The sequence below is a fragment of the Acutalibacter caecimuris genome, from assembly GCF_034335085.1.
Taxonomy (GTDB): Bacteria; Bacillota; Clostridia; order Oscillospirales; family Acutalibacteraceae; genus Acutalibacter; species Acutalibacter caecimuris.
In genome coordinates this window covers 1-19,386 of record NZ_JAWXXJ010000025.1, presented here as the reverse complement: position 1 = coordinate 19,386, position 19,386 = coordinate 1, and the positions used below count along the sequence as shown (strand labels likewise).

18 protein-coding genes are annotated in these 19,386 nt (G+C 58.2%); 5 read left to right on the top strand and 13 right to left on the bottom strand.

Annotated elements, in window-relative coordinates:
* The first annotated feature begins 64 nt into the window (after window positions 1-64).
* The gene (locus U8U01_RS13420; RefSeq protein WP_322175128.1) at window positions 65-1,894 is read left to right on the top strand and encodes an ABC transporter ATP-binding protein; all 1,830 of its coding nucleotides are present in this window, start codon (window positions 65-67) and stop codon (window positions 1,892-1,894) included.
* On the top strand, window positions 1,887-3,788 hold the full coding sequence (locus U8U01_RS13415; protein WP_322175125.1) for an ABC transporter ATP-binding protein: 1,902 nt from the start codon (window positions 1,887-1,889) through the stop codon (window positions 3,786-3,788). Before U8U01_RS13420 ends, U8U01_RS13415 begins: the two co-directional genes overlap by 8 nt.
* Before the next feature lie 352 nt (window positions 3,789-4,140).
* Here U8U01_RS13415 and U8U01_RS13410 read toward each other — a convergent pair whose 3' ends face one another.
* From U8U01_RS13410 to U8U01_RS13390, 5 genes are all read right to left on the bottom strand, one after another.
* Window positions 4,141-6,837 carry an InlB B-repeat-containing protein gene (locus U8U01_RS13410; RefSeq protein ID WP_322175122.1) on the bottom strand — a complete coding sequence of 899 codons (2,697 nt, stop codon included), beginning with the start codon at window positions 6,835-6,837 and terminating at the stop codon, window positions 4,141-4,143.
* 342 nt (window positions 6,838-7,179) lie between these two features.
* Window positions 7,180-7,485 (bottom strand): hypothetical protein, encoded by a 306-nt coding sequence (locus U8U01_RS13405; RefSeq protein WP_322175120.1) that lies wholly within the window; start codon window positions 7,483-7,485, stop codon window positions 7,180-7,182.
* 49 nt (window positions 7,486-7,534) lie between these two features.
* The gene (locus tag U8U01_RS13400) at window positions 7,535-8,284 is read right to left on the bottom strand and encodes a phosphoadenosine phosphosulfate reductase domain-containing protein (RefSeq protein ID WP_322175118.1); all 750 of its coding nucleotides are present in this window, start codon (window positions 8,282-8,284) and stop codon (window positions 7,535-7,537) included.
* A 21-nt stretch (window positions 8,285-8,305) separates the two neighbouring features.
* A complete protein-coding gene (locus tag U8U01_RS13395; RefSeq protein WP_120436359.1) occupies window positions 8,306-8,926 on the bottom strand; it encodes a hypothetical protein in 621 nt (206 codons plus the stop codon).
* Window positions 8,927-8,959: 33 nt separating this feature from the next.
* The gene (locus U8U01_RS13390) at window positions 8,960-9,151 is read right to left on the bottom strand and encodes a helix-turn-helix domain-containing protein (protein ID WP_120436414.1); all 192 of its coding nucleotides are present in this window, start codon (window positions 9,149-9,151) and stop codon (window positions 8,960-8,962) included.
* Between the two features lie 791 nt (window positions 9,152-9,942).
* Between U8U01_RS13390 and U8U01_RS13385 the strand changes: the two genes are divergently transcribed.
* Genes U8U01_RS13385 through U8U01_RS13375 form a run of 3 tightly spaced genes read left to right on the top strand, consistent with a single transcriptional unit; the run spans window position 9,943 to window position 13,840 of the window.
* Complete coding sequence (locus tag U8U01_RS13385) at window positions 9,943-10,773, top strand: MBL fold metallo-hydrolase (RefSeq protein WP_322175114.1); 831 nt, start codon at window positions 9,943-9,945, stop codon at window positions 10,771-10,773.
* A 45-nt stretch (window positions 10,774-10,818) separates the two neighbouring features.
* Window positions 10,819-12,180 carry a CitMHS family transporter gene (locus tag U8U01_RS13380; protein WP_322175112.1) on the top strand — a complete coding sequence of 454 codons (1,362 nt, stop codon included), beginning with the start codon at window positions 10,819-10,821 and terminating at the stop codon, window positions 12,178-12,180.
* A 13-nt stretch (window positions 12,181-12,193) separates the two neighbouring features.
* The gene (locus U8U01_RS13375) at window positions 12,194-13,840 is read left to right on the top strand and encodes a CocE/NonD family hydrolase (RefSeq protein WP_322175109.1); all 1,647 of its coding nucleotides are present in this window, start codon (window positions 12,194-12,196) and stop codon (window positions 13,838-13,840) included.
* An 83-nt stretch (window positions 13,841-13,923) separates the two neighbouring features.
* On the opposite strand, the gene U8U01_RS13370 is transcribed toward U8U01_RS13375, so the two are convergent.
* From U8U01_RS13370 to U8U01_RS13335, 8 genes are all read right to left on the bottom strand, one after another.
* Entirely contained in the window at window positions 13,924-14,733 is an 810-nt protein-coding gene (locus U8U01_RS13370; protein WP_322175106.1) for a PHP domain-containing protein, read from the bottom strand.
* A gap of 266 nt (window positions 14,734-14,999) precedes the next feature.
* Window positions 15,000-15,269, bottom strand: a complete 270-nt coding sequence (locus U8U01_RS13365) for a helix-turn-helix domain-containing protein (protein WP_322175103.1) — start codon at window positions 15,267-15,269, stop codon at window positions 15,000-15,002.
* Window positions 15,270-15,362: 93 nt separating this feature from the next.
* Window positions 15,363-16,121 carry a DNA adenine methylase gene (locus U8U01_RS13360; RefSeq protein ID WP_322175182.1) on the bottom strand — a complete coding sequence of 253 codons (759 nt, stop codon included), beginning with the start codon at window positions 16,119-16,121 and terminating at the stop codon, window positions 15,363-15,365.
* A 68-nt stretch (window positions 16,122-16,189) separates the two neighbouring features.
* Window positions 16,190-17,158 (bottom strand): N-acetylmuramoyl-L-alanine amidase, encoded by a 969-nt coding sequence (locus tag U8U01_RS13355; RefSeq protein ID WP_322175101.1) that lies wholly within the window; start codon window positions 17,156-17,158, stop codon window positions 16,190-16,192.
* Window positions 17,151-17,504 carry a hypothetical protein gene (locus U8U01_RS13350; protein WP_322175100.1) on the bottom strand — a complete coding sequence of 118 codons (354 nt, stop codon included), beginning with the start codon at window positions 17,502-17,504 and terminating at the stop codon, window positions 17,151-17,153. Before U8U01_RS13350 ends, U8U01_RS13355 begins: the two co-directional genes overlap by 8 nt.
* Window positions 17,505-17,667: 163 nt before the next feature.
* Window positions 17,668-18,081 carry an isoaspartyl peptidase gene (locus U8U01_RS13345; protein WP_322175097.1) on the bottom strand — a complete coding sequence of 138 codons (414 nt, stop codon included), beginning with the start codon at window positions 18,079-18,081 and terminating at the stop codon, window positions 17,668-17,670.
* Window positions 18,071-18,691 (bottom strand): carbohydrate-binding protein, encoded by a 621-nt coding sequence (locus tag U8U01_RS13340; protein WP_322175095.1) that lies wholly within the window; start codon window positions 18,689-18,691, stop codon window positions 18,071-18,073. Before U8U01_RS13340 ends, U8U01_RS13345 begins: the two co-directional genes overlap by 11 nt.
* Window positions 18,652-19,386 (bottom strand): reverse transcriptase domain-containing protein (locus U8U01_RS13335; protein ID WP_322175093.1); only part of this gene is annotated, 735 nt, incomplete at its 5' end. The genes U8U01_RS13335 and U8U01_RS13340, both read right to left, overlap by 40 nt.

The following is a 19,386-nucleotide window of genomic DNA, read 5'->3' as shown; positions in this document are numbered from 1 at the left end:
CATTCAGCCCCCGGCCCACACAGCCGGGGGTTTTTGTGATATAGTTAAGCACGAGGTGAAGAATATGGAAAACGCAAAAGAAAAAACACAAAAGCCCGCCTACCATATGGCGTCCAACTGCGCCTTTATGATCCGCCGGGCCTGGCGGGGCTGCAAAAGCGTCCTGGCCATCTGTGTGGGCCTCATCCTCTGCGGCACGGCGGCCAGCCTGCTGGAGCTGTTCGTGGTGCCCGCCATCCTGGATACCATCGGGCAGGGCGCGGGCCCCGGCCGCCTGGCCTCCCTAATCCTGTGGTTCACCGCCGGCATGGTAGGCGTGCGCACCCTGCGGGGCTATCTGGAGGCCAACGCCATCTTTGGGCGCATCCACCTGCGCAGCGAACTGGGCCTGGACGTGCACATGGCCTTCTGCCGCACCGCCTACCCCCATACCGAGGATCCGGGCTACCTTAAGCTGACGGAAAAAGCCGCCCATAGCTTGGGCGACAACAGCAGCGCCGGCGAGCATATCTGGACCACCCTGGTAGAGTTGCTTACCCATGCCGCCTGTTTCCTCCTCTACCTGCTGCTGCTCATCCGGGTCGGGCCCTGGCTGGCGCTGCTGTGCGTGAGCCTGTCCGCTGCCGGGTATTTTGCCGGCGAGCACATCCGCGCCTGGCGCTACCGCCACCGGGAGGAGGAATCCGCCCTGGAGCATAAATCCCAGTATATGTTTTCCCGTAGCCAGGATATCAAGCTGGCCAAGGATATCCGCATTTTCGGCATCGGCCCCTGGCTGACGGAGCTGTACGAGAAGTACATCCGCCTCTACCAAAGTTTCTACGCCCGCGCCTGCCGCCACGAGTTATGGGCCGGCCTGCTGGATGTTACCCTGGCCCTGCTGCGCAACGGCGTGGCCTATGGCCTGCTCATCGCCATGGCCCTGGAGGGCCGCCTGACCGCCGCCCAATTCGTCCTCTATTTCACCGCCGTCAGCGGCTTTACCCAGTGGGTGGCCGGCCTTTTCACCGGCCTGGGCGAGTTGCACCGGCAAAGCCTGGACCTGTCCACCCTGCGCAGCTTTCTGGAAACGTCCGAGCCCTTCCGTTTCGCCGGCGGCAAGCCCCTGCCGGTCCAAGCGGGCCACCTGTACCGGCTGGAGTTGCGGGACGTGTCCTTCCGCTACCCCGGCGCCGGGGAAGATACCCTCTCCCACGTCAACCTCACCATCCGCCCCGGGGAAAAACTGGCGGTCGTAGGGCATAACGGCGCGGGCAAAACCACCCTCATCAAGCTGCTGTGCGGCCTGTACGACCCCACCGAAGGCCAGGTGCTGCTAGATGGCGCCGATATCCGCCAGTTTGACCGGCGGGACTACTACCGGCACTTCTCCGCCGTGTTCCAGCAGTTCTCCATCATGGCGGGCACTATAGCCGAGAACGTAGCCCAGTCCACCACCGTAGACCTCCCCCGGATGTGGGACTGCCTGGAGCGGGCCGGCGTCGCCGGAAAAATCCGGGAGCTCCCCCAAAAAGAGGACACCCATCTGGGCCGGGAGGTATACCTGGACGGCGTAGACCTCTCCGGCGGGCAGCTACAGCGGCTGATGCTGGCCCGGGCGCTCTATAAAAACGCCCCGGTGGTGGTGCTGGACGAGCCCACCGCCGCCCTGGACCCCATCGCCGAAAGCGACCTGTACCAAAAGTACAACACCCTCACCGGGGACCGCACCAGCGTATACATCTCCCACCGGCTGGCCTCCACCCGTTTCTGCGACCGGGTGCTGCTTATCGAAAACGGCGGTATCGCCGAAGAAGGCACCCACGAAGAGCTACTCAAAGCCGGCGGGCGGTACGCCTACCTGTTCCACATCCAAAGCAAATATTATCAGGAAGGGGCTATGGAAGATGCCTGACACACAAAACCCGCGCCTGTCTTTCTGGCAGGCCCTATCCTACAGCCGCCGGGGTTTCGCCATCTGGTGGAGGGCCGAGCCCATGCTCCTCCTTTCCGCCGCCCTACGGCAAACAGTCGATGCCCTCTCCCCCTACCTGCCCCTGTACTTCACGGCCCGGCTGGTAAACGCCCTTGCCGGCGGCGGGGATGCCGGGCAGGTCTGGGCCATGCTCCTGGCCCTGCTGGCCTCTGCAGCGGGCATGGGCGCCCTACAGGCGGCCGCCCGCTGCTGGGACGAAACCATGGCCCACAGCCACCAGACCCCCACCTGGAACCGCCTGTTTTTTGAAAAACTCCTGGCCATGGACTTCCAGGACGTAGACGACCCCAAAACCCAAGCCCTGCTCACCAAAATCCAGCAGGACCGCAACTGGAGCGGCTGGGGCCTGCCCAAGCTGTACACCCTCCTCTCCGATGCCGTAGGGGCCCTGTGCCGCATTCTGGGCGCGGTGGCCCTGTCCGTCAGCCTTTTCACCCTGCCGGTGCCTCCGGGCAGCCCCTTGGGCTGGCTCAACCACCCCCTCTGCCTGGCAGGCATGGCGGCGCTGTTGCTGCTGTCCGTGCTGCTGTCCGGGGCCCTGTCCAACCGGGCCCAGGGCTACTGGGCCCGCTATGACGGCACCCAGGGGAACCGCCTGTTCACCTTCCTCTACTTCATCGGTATGCGGGAGCGCCACCGGGGCACAGACATCCGCACCTATGCCCAGGACCGGTTCCTGGAGTCCAAAGCGCGGGAGGATATGGAGGGCGAGTACTCCTTCGGCCCCAAATCCTCCATCGGCAAAGCAGCCAAAGGGCCCATGGGTGCCTGCCGGGCCGGTTCCGGGGCCGTGTCCCAGGTCTTTGTGGGCGCCATCTACCTGTTCGCCGGGTTAAAGGCCCTGGGCGGGGCCTTTGGGGTGGGCTCCGTCACCCAGTATGCCGGCGCGCTGGCCGGGCTGGCCCAGGGGCTTACCCGCCTGTTAGAGGTGCTGGGCGCCTTGCGGACCAACGCCGGTTTCCTCCAGTCCACCTTTGCCTTTCTGGATATCCCCAACCGGATGTACCAGGGCAGCCTGACCACCGAAAAACGCGCCGACCGCAACTACCAGATCGAGTTCCGGGACGTGTCCTTCCGCTACCCCGGCACCAGTACCTGGGCCCTGCGCCACGTATCCATGAAGTTCCCCGTAGGCGCCCGGCTGGCGGTGGTGGGGGAAAACGGCTCCGGCAAAACCACCTTTATCAAGCTGCTCTGCCGCCTCTATGACCCCACCCAGGGCGAGATCCTCCTCAACGGCATTGATATCCGCAAATACCGCTACGATAACTACCTGTCCCTGTTCTCCGTGGTGTTTCAAGACTTCAAGCTGCTGGCCCAGCCCCTGGGGCAGAACGTGGCCGCCTCCGAGCACTACGACCGCCGCAGGGCCAAAGAATGCCTGCTAAAAGCCGGTTTCGGCGCCCGCCTTGCCGAACTGCCCCAGGGCCTGGACACCTGCCTATACCGGGAATTTGAGGATGACGGCGTGGAGGTGTCCGGCGGCGAGGCCCAGAAGATCGCCCTGGCACGGGTGCTCTACCAAGATGCGCCCTTTATCGTGCTGGACGAACCCACCGCCGCCCTGGACCCGGAGGCCGAGGCCGAGGTATACACCCGGTTCAATGACATCGTGGAGGATAAAACCGCCGTCTACATCAGCCACCGCCTGTCCTCCTGCCGGTTCTGCGACGATATCCTGGTGTTCCAAGGCGGCCGGGTGGTACAGCAGGGCCCCCACAGCCGGCTGGTAGAAACCCCCGGCCCCTACCAGTCCCTCTGGGAGGCCCAGGCCCAGTACTACCAGAACGAGCCCACCCCCGCCCAAACATAACCCCACAAAAAAACCGCCCCCCAACCCGCAGGCTGGAGGGCGGTTTCAAGCTATGCCCGTCCCTACCTGTAAAGCAGCGTGGGCGGCACCATAGCCACAGCGCACCCCATAGGGGGCCTGCTCCCGGATGGCCCCCTACCATCAACCCCACAAAAAACCGCCCCCCAACCCACAGGCTGGCGGGCGGTTTCAAGCTATGCCCGTCCCTACCTGTAAAGCAGCGTGGGCGGCACCATAGCCACAGCGCACCCCATAGGGGGCCTGCTCCCGGATGGCCCCCTACCATCAACCCCCACAAAAAACCGCCCCCCAACCCACAGGCTGGCGGGCGGTTCCGGGCTATGCCCGTCCCTTACTGTAAAGCAATGTTGGCAATGCCGTAGCCGTAACGGTACCCATGGGGCGTCTGGCTCATGCGCAGGTTATTCACGCCGCTCACGTCCAAAGTAATCTCCTGGTTGGCCCCATTAAAGGCCAGTTCCACCGTTTGCAGCAGCACCGGGTTGCCCTCGCTGTCCTTGTCCCCGTAGATGTACAGGGTATTGTTGGTGTCCCCGCTGTTGTCCAGGTGGCCCACGGTAAAGGTCATCCGCGTATACGCGCCGCCCAGGTTAAACTGCCACTGGCTGTCCGCGCCCCAACTGTTGGCGGTAAAGGTAAACCCTTCTGTATACGCCCGGCCCATCATGGTAAAGGACTTATTCGGGTCGCCGGTGTAAAGGGTAACGGGGCAGCGGCTATCCGTGGTATACTGGTAGGGCAGTATCTGCGCCGTCCCCTCCAGGTTGCTCCGCAGCACCGCGGTTTTGGCCGATTCCAACGGCTGCGTGTCCAGGGGCGAGGTGGAAAGGGTAATGTCCGCCATGCCGTAGCCATAGGTATAGCCACTGGTTTCCCGTACAAACAGCAACTGATTCACGCCACGCACGTTCAGGCAATACGCCACACAGGACATGGTTTCCGTCAGCTCCAGGCTCTCCACCAGTTGCCCGTCCGCGTACACGTGCAGGGTCGAGCCCGCGCCGCCCCGGTTGTCTATATGGCCAATCACCGCCGAGAACTGCTCAAAATCCCCGCCCAGGTTAAAGGCTGCCTCGCTGCCGGCGCTCCAGGAACTCGCCGTAAAGGTGATGCCCTGGGTATAGAGGTTCCCCATCATGGCAAAGCCCTTCAGCGGGTCGCCGTCGTACAGGGTGACCGGGCAGCGGCTGTCCGTGGTGTACTGATAGGGCAGCGCCCGCTCCTGTGTAGAAAGGTTGGTGTCCTCCCAATACACCGCGCTGTGGGAGTCCGGCACCGTCAGGCCCTCCGCGGCCACATCCTCCGCCGTATACAAAATGGTATCCGCCATGCCGTAGCCATAGGTATAGCCGTCGGTTTCCCGGTAGAACCGTAGCTGCGTCACGCCCTTCACGTTCAGGCTGTAGAAATAGGTGGGCATATTCCAGGCCAGTTTTATGGTGTCCACCAGTTCCCCGTCCGCGTAGATGTACAAAGTAGACCCGGCCGTCCCCCGGTTGTCCAAAGAGCCCAGCTTAAAGGTCATCAGTTCATACTGCCCCTCCAGGCTGTAAGCGGCCTCGCTGGCGGCACTCCAGGAGCTCGCCGTAAAGGTAATCCCCTGGGCATAGGGCTTGCCCATCATGGAAAAAGTCTTCAGGGGGTCGTTGGTGTACAAAGTGACCGGGCAGCGGCTGTCCGTGGTCTGCTGGTACGGGTTCGCATAGTTGACCCCGTCATACACCCAGTGGGCAAACAGCGCGGTGTCCCCGGTAATCGGGGTGCTAAAGTCGAACTTCTCCCCCCCGTCCTTACCGCTGTACCAACCGGCAAAGATATAATCCCTCCGCCCCGGCTCATTGGGCGCGGCGCAGGTCTGGCCCTCCGCCACCTCCAGGGTCTTGTACACCCCGGCGCCGGGGTAATTCAGGTCAAAACTTACCGTATGGGTAACGGTTTCCGCCCACTGGGCATACAGGGTGAGGTTCCCATGCACAGCCTTGTCGAACACATATTGTTCGCCGCCTTGGACCTTGGTAAACCACCCCAAAAACTTATACCCTTCCCGGCTGGGCTGGGCGGGGGCGGTAACGGGCTCACCGGGCTGCACCAAGGCCAAATAGGGGTTGCCCGCGCCCTCATAGTTCAGGTCAAACGTAACCATATAGCTGTCCGGGTCCGCTTTCTCCCAGCGGGCCTCCACCGTGGTATCGCCAGTAATGGGCGTGGTAAAGTCAAAGGGTTGCCCGTCTATGCTGTACCAGCCCTTAAATACGTAGCCCTCAAAAGCGGGGTCCCGGCTTGGCCGGGCGCAGGTATCGCCCTTGGCCACCCGTTGCTGCTCCCATATGCCGCCGCTGGGGGTGCCGTCATCCGGGGCATTCAGCATAAAGTTGACATAGCAGGTGTTCTGGATCACTTTCTGCACAAAGGTAAAGAACACCGTGGCCAACTGGGCGCGGGTAGCCCAGCCGGAGGGGTTCAGCAGCGTGCGGCCGCCCTCCTTGCTGCCGTTGATGATGCCCTCGGCGTTGGCCCAGGCCAAGGCCTCCCGTGCCCAAGAGCTGGTCTTGTGCCCGTCCGGGAACACGTCCAGGTTGGCCGAGGCCGAGGTGTCGTAGCCCTTATGTTTGGCGTACTGGTAGAGGATCAGGGCCATCTGCTCCCTGGTAATGGAGTTGTTGGGCAAAAAGCGCCCGTCCTCATAGCCCACAACAATCAAGTTGGACGCCGCCCAGATTACCGCGTCCACAAAGAACCCGGACGTCACGTCGCTGAAACTTTTGTCGCCTATGTCCGCCGGCTCGCCGTCCAGGCGGTACAACACCGTAACCATCATCCCCCTGGTGGTGGTGGTGCCCGGCGAAAAGGTGTTGGCGCCGGTGCCGCTCATGTACCCATTGCTGTACATAAACTGGACCGGGTCATAAAACCAGTCGTTGTCCTTCACGTCGTTAAAGCGGTTCTGCCCGGCCGCCAAGGCAGCGGTTGGCAGCAAAGACGCCAACATACACAGGGCCAGCAATAGGGCAAGCAGTCGTTTTTTCATACAATGCCTCCTCAACATAATAAGTGAACTTGCTACTGTCTTAAAGTGTGCCTTTTGACAGTTCCCTCATTTTCCCTTATTTTACCATATTTGCCCTAAATCCGCAAGGCCCTGCCGGCAATAAAAATTTCAACCTTTTTTTGAACAATTTTTCACTTTCGGCATATTTACTAATTGGGTAGTGGGTATTTTGTAGAATTTAACTATACAGAATGAAATACAGCAGATGTGCTACCCTCACTATACCAGAGTGCGCCCGCCTTGTAAACTCCCTTTTGCTGGAATGGGCGCAGTTTTAAGGCTGCCACTGCTGCCAGCCTCTCAAAGCCGCTGTATCTGATATTAAGCCAGCTTTTCCAGCTCTTCTGTGAAAAGCTCCCCAGCAGAACGGTAGCCATGTATCCTGCGTGGGTATCCGTTTATCCAACTCTCTATTTCCTCTATTTCCTCGTCGGTCTTGTCGTCAAAGTTTGTCCCCTTTGGCACTTTGCGCCGTACCATTTTATTTGTTACCTCATTCGTGCCACGCTCCCAGCTGCTATACGGGTGGCAGTAATATAAATGTGTCCTCTTTTCCCCCTCTTCCAGTATAGAACGCTCTATCTCTATCGTTTTACCCGCCCTTGTAATCCTCTCAACGTATGGCATATTTTTTTACTCCTTTTTGGGTAGTCTTGTCCTAAAGCTAATACTTTTATCAAGTGATAAAGCAGGCTCGCAGCCCGCATTTTTTCCATGTGTGCTGTATCTTCATTTCTGCCCGTACATACTCTGCCGCCATTTCTGGGTATCTCTTCATATTCTCTGCGGCGTGGCACTCTGGCATAAACATACAAAACATACAGCTACACCTACCGACGTATTCATAGCACGGGTGCGGCTCTAGCTTAAGCTCCCTACCCTGCTCAAACATTTTGCCTTTTTCATAATCTAGGCAAGGTCTGTACCAATGGCACGTAAAATCTGCTACCCGCTTTGTCTTAAGCGTCGTGCTGTGATATTCCAGTTCTGGCAGCTTTGCCCGCCCCGTGCTTTCGTCCCTGCGCTCCCCAGATACAAATAAGCACTTTGCGCCTAGCTGCTGCCTATGCTGCCGTATCCATTTGTCAGTTACCGCCGTTTTCAGATAAGCCGTACACCATCTGTTTTTCATATCTGGAAACTTAAGCCGCTCATTCAGCAGCAGCCCTAAAAAGCCTCTGGTATCCGATAACAGAACGGGCTTAACTCCCATGAACGCCGCCACCTTGTAAAACAGTGCTACGTTTTCTGGATACTCGCAGCCAGTATCACAATAAAGCAGATATATCTTTTCTTTTGGGAAATTCTTAACCGCCCAGTACAGCGCCCCCGTGCTGTCTATCCCGTTTGAGTAGCTTACTATCGCGCTGGTATACTCCAAATCGCTTAATAATCCCTCTGTCGGTACTACCCTTGTGCGTGCCATTGTGTTTACCTCTCTTTCGTTTCAATCTGAATAGCCGTAACAGCTCTTATCTGTCGTACCGTCGCTATAGTAATTGTCTGCCCAGTCCATGCCGTCTGCGTGGTACTCGCTGCTGTATACGCCCACTACCTTGCCAGCGTCAAACTCTTCCAGCCTTTTTGCTTTCACTTCCCTTGCCATGTTCGCCCAGAAACTATGCTCTCCCCAGTGCCTAACCTCTGCCTCTATCTTTCTGTCATATACAGCCTCTAACTCTTCCCTTGTGTATGGCTCTCTCACTTTCTGGCGTTTCGGCTCTTCCTGCTCTCCCGTCAGATACTCCCCGAACAAATCAAGCGCTTTTTCCCACTCTTCCTGCGTCCCTTTTGCCGCCTCTTCCAGTGCCGCTGCCTGCTCAACTACCTTAATAGCTGCTGCCTTTGCCTCTTCATATGCAGCCCTGCTTATTCGCCTGCGCACTAAGCCGCCCTCTCTGGCTACTTGGCTGGTAAAACTTCTTGACGTATCAAGAAAATAGCATCTGCCGTTATACTCGTCCTGCTCATAATCAACATTTTTATATCTGAAATCTGCGCTATACTTATTGCCGTCCTTTACTATCATTGTTTCTGTGCCGTGTGCCTGCATCATTACTGCTGCCATACTGTTTACCTCTCTTTCGTTGCCCCTCTGGGTTTAAAGTGTCGCCTGCGCTACGTCTGCTGTATATGTGTGCTGGTCTGTGCCGCTGCGGTTAAGTTCCTTGTAAATCGTATCTCTATGCACTCCCAGCGCTCCTGCAATCATTACTACGCTGTCGCCAGCCTTAAGCATCTTTTCTATTGTCCGTCTGTCCTCATAGCGTAATCTTTTATACTTCCTTGCCACCGTCCCCGCTCCTTTCTGCTTAATGGTAAAAAATAAGCGTGTCAGAGTTTCTACACTCTGCACGCTCTCTTTTTCTCTGCTATTTCAATAAAAAAAGAAATTCGGCAGAGGCTTAAAACCTCTTGTCGAATTTCATTCTAAAACTTATCAGGCCCTGCCGGCAATTCTTTTAGCTTTTTGCCCTACCGCCTCCGCCCCTCCCCCGCCCAAAAGGCATATGTCAAAAAGCACACCATTTCTCCCAGTTTTCCCATACCCTCCCCGCACACCCACCCTCCCCTCTCCCCACGAACACCCCCAACCCACTTCCCCTCTCTCCCACCCAATCCCCCCTCAACTTCCCACACCTTCATTACCCGGCCCTCCTTCCCCTTCCCCCACGGCTAACCCCGCCCCCACTTCCCCGCCTTCCTCTCTCCTGTCCATTCCCCATCACCTTCCCCCACCTATCACCCGGCCCCCACAAACACCCCACAAACAAAAAAGCCCCGCAATACCACACAATACCCCGCGGATACCGCCCTCCTATCTGCCTGCTATCCCGCCAATATCCCCCTATTACCCGGCCAATACCCCCTGGATACCTACCGGTATTCCAGGGGTTTTGACAAGCCCGCCGCTTTACACCCCGCCCCCTTCCCCTCCCCGGATCTCCCTCCCATTTTTTTAAAAAAGTAGCCCAAAACCTCTTTGATTTCTCCGAAAAACCTGCTATAATAGACAAGACCCTATTAGGGAAATTTTCTTCACCCCCCTATTTTCATCAATTTTTACAAAGCGAGGCATCACAAATGGAGTATCGTAGTGCAAACATCACAGAGCGCGGGTTCCTGTACGGCAAATGGATGACCGCCCCCAACACCTGGACCATCAGCTTTATGGGCGGGGTATACTGCTATCTGGTTATCGGCGAGGAAAAAGCCCTTCTGTTCGATACAGCCTATGGCGTAGGCAATTTACGGGAATTTGTAGAGGGTATCACCAAAAAGCCCGTCATCGTAGTCAATTCCCACGGTCATTTTGACCATACCGGCGGCAACCCCTGGTGGAAAGAGGCCTATGCCGGCCCCGGCGCCGAAGCCACCATGAAAAAAGCCTTTAACCCCGAAATGCAGGCAGATTTTGACAAAAAGCCCTTCCCCAACTACCAGGTACATACCGTGCGTGAGGGCCATATCTTTGACCTGGGCGGCCGCCAACTGGAGGTGCTGGAAATCCCCGCCCATCATGAGAGCAGCATTGCCCTGCTGGACCGCTCCAACCGCGCCCTCTATGCCGGCGATGAGCTGGAAGCCGGCCAAGTGCTCCTCTTTGTCCGCAATGAACTGCTGCCTCTCAAAGAGGTTTTGTCCAACCACATGGCCAATATGAAAAAGCTGAAAGCCCACTGGGACGAGTTCGATACCATCTATCCCGCCCATAACGGCCCCCAGCTCCACAAAAGCTATATCGATGACTACATTGCACTTTCCGAGCATATCCTGGCGGGTGATGCCCAAATTATGCCCGATCTGGCCGGGTTTGGCTGGGCCCCCAGCGTAGAGGGTAGCCAGTTTGCCCAGCTTGGCACCTTGGAACGCGCCCAGCTCGGCGGCGCCTCTTTCATCTATGTAAAAGAGTAACCCCTATCCCGGCAGCCATTCCCCGCTAAAAAGGAGCGATTTTCTATGCTGGCTTTTCTGGGCTTTCTCACCGTCGCCCTGATGCTTGCGCTGATTATTTGGAAAAAGCTGACCCCCACCGTAGCGCTGATTGCCGTGCCCCTGGTGACGGGGCTGATCGCCTGCGCCTTTACCGTTACTGACCCGGAATCGGCTCCTGGCCAGGTGGATTTCTGGGCCAATGCCCAAAACCTGGGCGGCATGGTCGTCGGTACCCAGGGCATTGGCTCCGTGGCAGCCACAGGGGTTATGTTCCTGTTTTCCATCCTGTTCTTTGGTGTACTTACCGATGCCGGCACGTTCCGCCCTATTATTGGCGGCATCATCAAGCACATGGGCTCTAACCCCCTGCTTATCACCCTGGGCACAGCCCTGCTGGCCATGTGCGTCCATCTGGACGGCTCCGGGGCCGTGACTTTCCTGATCTGCGTACCGCCCCTTGTCCCCCTGTACGATGCAATGGGCATGAAGCGCACTACCCTGGCCACCACCGTGGCCCTCTCGGCAGGCACCATGAACATCCTGCCCTGGGGCGGCCCCACCATCCGGGCAGCCAGCGCCTTAGGTGCCGGTGACCCGGTGGGCTTTTTCCTGCCGGTACTGCCCGCCATAGGGGTGGGCCTGGTGTGTGTGCTGGGCTTTGCCCTCCTGCTGGGCCTGTGGGAAAAGTCCCGCGCCGGCCGGCTCACCCTGGCCAGCGGGGCCTACCAGGAACAGGCATTGACCCCCGAACAGCAAGCCCTGCTCAGGCCCAAACTGTTTTGGGTCAACCTTAGCCTTATTATCCTGGCCATTGTCAGCCTGCTGGTATCGGGCCTGGCCCCGGCGGTGGTGTTTATGGTGTTCTACATACTGGCTACTGTCATCAACTATCCCCATGTAGAGCAGTCCAAAGCCCGGGTAGATGCCCACGCCCAAAGCGCCATGATGATGTGCTCCGTACTGTTTGCCGCTGGCTGTTTCTGCGGTATCATGAAGGGCTCAGGGATGATCGACGGCATGGCCCAGGCCCTGGTTTCTGTCATGCCCAACTCCCTGGCCCGTTTCTTCCCGCTGATCACCGGCGTAATCTCCATGCCCGCCTCCCTGCTGTTCGACCCTGACTCCTTCTACTACGGCGTGCTGCCTATTTTGGGAGAAACCGCAAAAGGCTTTGGGGTCGACCCCTTGATGGTTGGCCGGGCGGCCATTTTGGGGCAGATGACCACGGGTTTCCCGGTGTCCCCCCTCTCCCCCGCCACCTTCCTGCTGGTGGGCCTAGCCGGGGTGGATTTGGGCGAGCATCAAAAAAAGACCATTCCCTTTGCCTTCGCGCTCACCCTGGCCATGCTGGCCGTGGCAGTGTTAACCGGCAGTATCACCCTATAAGGAGGCCACCTGTATGGATAAACGGCTGCAAGCCATCCTGGACAGCTACGCAAGCTCCCCTGTGCCTGTGCAATACCCCGCCGTGGAGGAAGGGGAGGACTATATCCCCTGCCCGGACGGGGCCCGCCTGCGGACTTTCTGGTTCCGGCCCGCGGGGACAGGCCCCTGGCCTGCCATTGTCCAGCGCAGTTGCTACCCTATGGCCCATGAGGCCTACCGTATCCACGGCCGGGAACTGGCCAAACGGGGCTATGCCTACATTTGCCAGTATTGCCGGGGTACCGGCGGCTCGGAAGGCCAATGGGAACCCAACGTAAATGAGCCCGCGGACGGGGCCGCTTTTATCCGCTGGGCAGATGGGCTCGCCTGGGTAGAGAGTATCGGCTATTGGGGCTGCTCCTATTTGGCCTCCACCGGCTGGGCTATTACCGGGGTGTTGCCGCCTAAGGCTAAGTCCATGCTGCTCTCCCACTATGGTACCGAGCGTTTCACCTCCGCCTACCAAAGCGGCCTGTTCCGCCATGATATCCTCACCGCATGGGCTATGGGGAATGCCGGGCGGGAAATCCAGGCCGGCTATTTGGAGTCCTGCCGGTACCGCCCCCATGTGGAAGTAGACCAGGCGCTTTGGGGCGGCAAGCTGCCCTGGTACCGGGAATGGGTCACCAACACCCACCGGGGGAACCCTTACTGGAACCAGGGTTTTTGGCGCTTTATGTCCGATGCCCCTAGCAAGCTGGCCGTCCCGGTTTGCATAGTAGAGGGCTGGTACGACCACCATCTTGGCAGCGCGCTGCAATCCTTTGAGAACCTCTCGCCGGCGGCAGCGGCCCATAGCCGGCTGATCGTCGGCTGCTGGAACCACAGTTTCCAGCCCTGTGCTGATGGCAGGATCCAAAAAGACCTGCGCAATCAAGAGGTGCACCAGGTATTGGACTGGTTTGGGGAAACCCTTCTGGAAAAGAAACGCCCCCAGCGCCGGGTAGACCTGTATATCACCGGCGAAGATACCTGGCAGTCTTTCCGGGATATCCCCCGCCCGCAAACCCGGCGGCTGTTCCTGCTGGACGCGGCGACCCGCGCCCTATGCCCCCAGCCGGGCGCCGGGGGCACGGTCAGCTATACCTATGACCCCCATGACCCTGTCCCCTCCCATGGGGCCGAGTCCCTGTTCGCCAGTTCCCAGGATGTAGGCAGCCTCCTGCAACCCGAACCCGATTGGCGGCCGGATGTGGTCAGTTTCCTTTCCGCGCCCCTCCCGGCGGCGTTGACCCTGCTGGGCGAGGCCCAAGTAGAGCTTTATGTGCAAAGCAGCGCCGAAGACACCGCGTTTACCGCCAAGCTGATCGAAGTCACCCCGGACGGGAAAGCCTACCACATCCGGGGCTCTATTACCACCCTGGCCTATGAAACGCCCTACATCCCCGGTGAAACCAGGAAACTTACCATCTCCATGTGGGCTGCCGCCTACCAGCTCCAGCCCGGTTCCCGCCTCCGGCTGGATATCTCCTCGTCCGACTTCCCCCAGTACGCGGCCCACTCCAACCTCCCCGGCTGCTGGGCCACGCAGGCCAACGTACAAACCGCCCGGCAGACGGTCCTGACCGGGCCCCAGCATCCCTCCCGCGTTATCCTCCCTGTAAGGGAAACCCCGGCGTAGTTCATCCCGCAAGAAAGCCCACCTGTATGCCAACAGGTGGGCTTTCTTTGCGCTAACCGGTTCCCAGGCGCAACCCTGCATATTCAAACCAGCCAACTGATATCCAGTGCAAAGCGCGCCAACTCAATCCCCGGCTTTACCGTTTCCCCGTGGAAGTCGCTGCCGCCTGTCACATACAGCCCATATTTCCGGGCCAGCTCCAGGTAAAAGGCTTGCTGCGCCGGGGTATGTTTCGGGTAATAGCACTCAATGGCGTCCAGCCCATAGCCCTTTAGCGCCCGGACCAGCGCCTCCAACTCGCTATCCTCCATCCCCAGTTGATAGGGGTGCGCCAGCGAAACCTTTGCCCCTGCCCCCTTCAACGCGGCAACGCACTCTTTCGCGCTGGGCTTGGGACGTTCGATGCGCTGGTACTCTTCTGTGTCAAGATAGCGCGCAAAGGCCTCCCGCACGTCCTGCACAAAACCGTGCTGCACCAGCACCCTGGCAAAATGGGGCCTGCCGATGTTCTTGCCCCCGGCCATGGCCTCCACTTCTGCCAGGTCGATGTCCACGCCCTTCTCCGCCAAAAAGCTTTGTATGCGGAACTTCCTCCCGTTCCGCCCTTCCCGCAAGCCGGCGCAAAGCCCTGTCAGGGCCTCGTCCGCCGGGGAAAACCCATACCCCAGCAAATGCAGGTTCTTGTGCTCCTTGGCCCCCAATTCAATCCCCCGCAGCACCCGGATACCCGCCTCCTCCCCGGCCTCCAACGCCTCCTGGGTACCGGCAAAGGTGTCGTGGTCGGTCAGTGCCATGGCGGTAAGGCCCCTGGCCTTGGCCCGCCGCACAAGCCCCGTAGGCGTGCACTCGCCGTCCGAGGCCGTACTATGGGTATGCAGGTCAACAACCGGCATAGTTCCCCCTCCCTTTCGCAAAGTTTTCGGTTGCCCCCAGTATACCACATTCCGGGCGGTTTCGCAAGCCGCGTGGGCACAACAGGAAAAGGGGCGGGCCAACGCCCGTCCCTTCTCTGTTTAGCAAATGATTTCGTTGTGCAAAGCCAAAAACTACTCTGTAGCTTTGCAAAAAAACCGAGAAAGATTTTCAGATAATTTGAGAAAAAAAGAAGGGCGTTTAAGCGGTAAAATAAACCGTTTAAGCGCCCTTACTTTTTGGAAAATCAGCTTGACTTTTTCTTGCGGTTTCCATGCTCCTCCAGGATCAGGTTTTCCCCTGTTTTCGGCTGCGGGTTTGGTATGTATTCCAACAGCTCCGGCAGGGTGCAGTCTAAAGCCTCGCAGATTCTGTCCAGCTGGTCAAAACTGATACGCTCGGCCATCTCGTTGTATAGATCGCTTATAGTGGATTTGCGTATCCCTGTCATGGCGGCCAGCTTTGTCTGTGTCCAGCGGCGTTCGCCGAGGATTCTGGAGAGATGATTTTTTATCATCCTTTATACCCCTTTAGGGATATTTTACCAGTATCTCACCTATTTGCCTTAAAAATGGGAAAGAATCCCGAAAAATGGGATTTTTTCCCGCTTTTAGTAGTTACAGATAATCACTTCCGCATAGCTTTTTTTGTTTTTCCCGTTGCCAGACAGGTTTTCCCTGCGCTCTACCCTCTCGATGGTATAGCCTTTATACAATTCCCGCACCTGGGGGCAGTCATTGTAAGAGAGGATAAAACGGCCCTTAAGAGGCTCCAGGGCGGCTCTTAAACGCTGGTGGTCATCCGGGGTAAAGGGGCTGTCATAGTACCCCTCAGTGCCAATATAGGGCGGGTCAAGGTAGAACAGCGCAGCCTTGCGGTCATATACCCGGATAAGGTCGGCATAGTCCTTGTGCTCTATGTTCACGCCCCGGAGGCGTTCTTTTATGGAGGCAAGACGTTCGACAGCATTGTCCACCATCTTTTTGCTGGTTCCATAGGTTCTGTGCTCACTGCCGAAACTCAGCTTTACCACATAGAAAAACCGGGCGGCCCGCTGAATGTCTGTAAGGCCCCGCATATTGGCCTGGGCCACATAGTCAAAGAACTGCTCCCGCGAGGAAAGCAGCCAGTCAAATTCCCGCTGCAGCTCCCCACAGTGGTACTTTACACAACGGAACAGGTTCACCAAATCGCCGTTGATATCGTTATAGACCTCCAGCTGGCCCGCCTGTTTTTCCTTGGCGAAAAGCACCCAGGCCGCGCCACCGAATACCTCAATATACCGCTCCACTTTGTCCGTGGGGAAGCGCTCTAAAATGGCCTTGCGCAGGGTACGCTTGCCGCCAATCCAGCCCATAAAGCTGTCCATATCATAGTCCATCCCTTCATAAAAATTAAGGGGCAGAATCCTCGGACGGACTACCAAAGGGCAGCAGGTTATTTCAGCTTTTCCGCGATCCGCTTGGCAAGCACAGCGGCCTTGCAGTCGCTGTGAGTCAGGCCCAGCTTGCCGCCACCCACGCCGGAGATAATACCTTTCTCCACCAGCTCCCGGATATCGTCCCGCCAATAGCTGGGCACCTCATCAATGGTGTTGTAGGTGGGGTTGATATCATCATACATTTTCTTGAACTGCTTGCCGTCCATGATGCTTTCCTCCTTTGCCGCCGGGTCTTTGGCCGAGGCAATTTTGTTAATGTAATCCAGGCACACCCAGCCCTCGCCGCAGTAGCCCCAGTTGCCGTCCTCTTTGGTAATGGTGAGCACCGTACCGTCCTCGAAAGCTTTAATTACCGAGCCGCTTACCGGGGCCGTGCGGCAGTTAAGACCGTCATCGGCGTTTACCTGGCCTTGGTACGGCTTAAAGGGGCCAGCGGGAGCGCCGCTCAATTTCTGGTTTACCTCTTTGGCAATCTGCCCCAGCCGGTTGTAGATATAATCGCCGGGGCAGGACTTGTTTTCAAACCAACGGTGGGCGGTCATGTTCTGGAGGTTCACTTGGCCCACCAGCCCCTTGTCAGCCTGCCACAGCAGCCGCTGAATGGCGTTGCGCTTGCAGATATCAGCGCACAGCTCTATAAGGGACTTCCAGACATTGGCGTTGATGGCGTAAGGGTAAATAGCATCGCTTGCGCACTCAATGGTAATGGCCCGGTTGTCATTTGCCGCGCTGGAGGAACACCAGGAGCGGTCGCTTTCGTCCACAATGGTGCAAATGCGGCCATCGTAGCCTATGCCATAGTTACAGCTGGCCCCTTTAGATGTGCGGCTGAACTCGCTGCACAGGGCCTCCACGCCCATCTGACCCACCACACAATGGATGGTGATGGTGTCGATTTTGTGGTTCCGGGGGCTGTTGCGGTTGGGGCTTATTTGCCGCATACAGCTTAAAGCGCTGTTACTCATCCCGCGCCCCTTTCTCCGGCTCGAAAATTTCACCGGGCAGTAGGATTGTGTCCCTGGAGGCCCGCACCTTCTCGATAAGCTCATGGATGGGCGCGGCCCCTGCGGACAAAATAAGGCCCGTCATGATATAGGCCACGGCGGGCAGTTGGGCCGTGTAGCCAAACATGGCGAACACGTCCAGCCTAAAGAGGAACGCGAACAGGACGCCCAGCAGGGCGGCCCATACCGGGGCTTTTACATACCCCATAACCTTTTCACCCACGATGTCCTTTACCCTGTCCACCAGGAACTGCACCAGGATAGCGAACACGAGCATAATGGCCACGGCCTTGGAAGTTTCCAGCATGAAATATCTCTCCTTTGTAAATGTAATTTTTGCATCGTTTACAGGCCCTTTACAAGGGCCGAAAGCCGCCCATTTTGACCGCCCCCTTTTCTGTACATATGAAAAAAGGCCGGGGAAAACAGTAAATCGCTTTGCGATTAACTGTCACCCCAGCTTTTCCTCTCTAAATTTTCACACCCACCAGCCTTGCAATGTGCCGCAGGTCATCCACCGGCGCATTGTAAAAAGCCTCATTCCAGAGCCAGTGTTCCGCATTGTCAGGCCGCTTATAGCGCCCACAAACAGGGTCGGCCCATACCTTTTCCCACCGCGCCGCCGCCTTGCCTTTGCGGGCTTCCTGCGGCCCCAGGCGGGCCAGGATAAGCGTCACCAGGTCACCCCGTATTTTGCCCAGCCCATCATCGTTCTGGACAAAATAATCTTTTGTGTTCTGGCTGGCGGCGGCGCACAGCTTCCTGTTTTTCCAAAAGAGAAAGCCCTCCCGGCAGTCTAAGGCTCTGCCGTAGGGCAGATTGACCGGGCCGCTTAAACCCTGGAACCGGGCACGGCGGCGGGCTATATATCTTTTATACGCCATCCTCCTGGGCCTCCTCCCAGCCATATACTCCCGGCTCCCACACATTATTGTCCGCTGTAGAAATCCAGCGCTTTTCCTTATGGCTTACCCTGGCCCCCAGGGGGTATGCGTCCTGCGCCCCTATGGGCTGGCTCCAGGCGGGCCACTCCTCTGCCGGGTCGGATATCGCCACCCAAAGGCTGGGGGCCGCATCCGGCGTCCAGCCCTCTTGTGAAGTATGGGCTTGCAGGCATTTGTACAGCTTGCCGCCGTGCTGGCGTATCTGCCCTACAGCATAGCTTACCGGGCAGGCCCAGGGGGCAAAAAGCTCGGTATGCTCGGCGGCAGTCGCGTGGTCGATCTGCCCGCCCTCGGCCAGTGTGACAAACATAATGCCGCCCGTTTCGCTGGCCTTGTACAGCTCCCCGCCGCCATCCACCTGCTCCAGCATGATGGCGGGCACACCCGGCAGCTCCTCCCGGCCCAGCAGGCCGTATACTTTGCCCTCCCAGGCAATGCCCGTGGCCTCGTTTTCCGGGCACAAAACAAGGCACCCATTGGGTGCCCGCTTAATATAAGTGGGGGCCTCGGTCATGCCGAGGCTGGCCCCGTCTTTGGTAATTCTAAACACAGTTTTCCTCCCATTATGTCACCAAACAAAGCATAGCACAGCCTGGACAGCCGCAGCACCCGCCCGTGGTCGTTATAGTTTTTGTAGTAGGCAAGCTGGCAGGTCATGAATTGCTTTACATCTTCAATGGCCCGCCTGCCCGCCTCCACCTGCTTCTTAAAGAGTTTCAGCTTGCGCCGCGCCCGTTTCATGCCGTCCCGGCAGCCGTTTACAATGACTTTCCCGGTTTCCAGTAAGCGAAACTTAGCCTTGCAGAATTTGAAAGGCTTTGTAAACGGGATAATTTTGCATTTGCGCTGGTTCACCGGCACCCCGATGGCGGCAAACTTCCGCACCATCTCATGGGCCAGCTTTTTCAGCTCCCCTATGTCCGGCAGGATCACATAATAGTCATCCATGTAATGCCCGCAGCAGCGGATGCCTTTCTGGCACTTGAGCCAGTTGTCCACGGCGCTGGGCAGGGCCACCATTTCCTGCTGGCTGGGTTCCACCCCCAGGGGCATACCCCGCCCCGGCGTGGGGCACGGGGAATGGGCTATAATGGTATCCGCAAGCCACCGCAGGGAAAGGTCGGGGATCAGCTGCTGGTGGCGCTGGTAAATGGTCTTATGGGGGGCGCTGGGGAAAAACTGCTTTAAGTCCATAAGCAGCACCCCGCCCTGCCTGCCATAGCGCCGGTAATGCCAGCGCAGCTG

Excerpts from the sequence above, each read along its gene's own strand:
- U8U01_RS13420 (WP_322175128.1), top strand. The coding sequence starts at position 65 with ATGGAAAACGCAAAAGAAAAAACACAAAAGCCCGCCTACCATATGGCG.
- U8U01_RS13415 (WP_322175125.1), top strand. The coding sequence starts at position 1,887 with ATGCCTGACACACAAAACCCGCGCCTGTCTTTCTGGCAGGCCCTATCC.
- U8U01_RS13410 (WP_322175122.1), bottom strand. The coding sequence starts at position 6,837 with ATGAAAAAACGACTGCTTGCCCTATTGCTGGCCCTGTGTATGTTGGCG.
- U8U01_RS13405 (WP_322175120.1), bottom strand. The coding sequence starts at position 7,485 with ATGCCATACGTTGAGAGGATTACAAGGGCGGGTAAAACGATAGAGATA.
- U8U01_RS13400 (WP_322175118.1), bottom strand. The coding sequence starts at position 8,284 with ATGGCACGCACAAGGGTAGTACCGACAGAGGGATTATTAAGCGATTTG.
- U8U01_RS13395 (WP_120436359.1), bottom strand. The coding sequence starts at position 8,926 with ATGGCAGCAGTAATGATGCAGGCACACGGCACAGAAACAATGATAGTA.
- U8U01_RS13385 (WP_322175114.1), top strand. The coding sequence starts at position 9,943 with ATGGAGTATCGTAGTGCAAACATCACAGAGCGCGGGTTCCTGTACGGC.
- U8U01_RS13380 (WP_322175112.1), top strand. The coding sequence starts at position 10,819 with ATGCTGGCTTTTCTGGGCTTTCTCACCGTCGCCCTGATGCTTGCGCTG.
- U8U01_RS13375 (WP_322175109.1), top strand. The coding sequence starts at position 12,194 with ATGGATAAACGGCTGCAAGCCATCCTGGACAGCTACGCAAGCTCCCCT.
- U8U01_RS13370 (WP_322175106.1), bottom strand. The coding sequence starts at position 14,733 with ATGCCGGTTGTTGACCTGCATACCCATAGTACGGCCTCGGACGGCGAG.
- U8U01_RS13365 (WP_322175103.1), bottom strand. The coding sequence starts at position 15,269 with ATGATAAAAAATCATCTCTCCAGAATCCTCGGCGAACGCCGCTGGACA.
- U8U01_RS13360 (WP_322175182.1), bottom strand. The coding sequence starts at position 16,121 with ATGGACAGCTTTATGGGCTGGATTGGCGGCAAGCGTACCCTGCGCAAG.
- U8U01_RS13355 (WP_322175101.1), bottom strand. The coding sequence starts at position 17,158 with ATGAGTAACAGCGCTTTAAGCTGTATGCGGCAAATAAGCCCCAACCGC.
- U8U01_RS13350 (WP_322175100.1), bottom strand. The coding sequence starts at position 17,504 with ATGCTGGAAACTTCCAAGGCCGTGGCCATTATGCTCGTGTTCGCTATC.
- U8U01_RS13345 (WP_322175097.1), bottom strand. The coding sequence starts at position 18,081 with ATGGCGTATAAAAGATATATAGCCCGCCGCCGTGCCCGGTTCCAGGGT.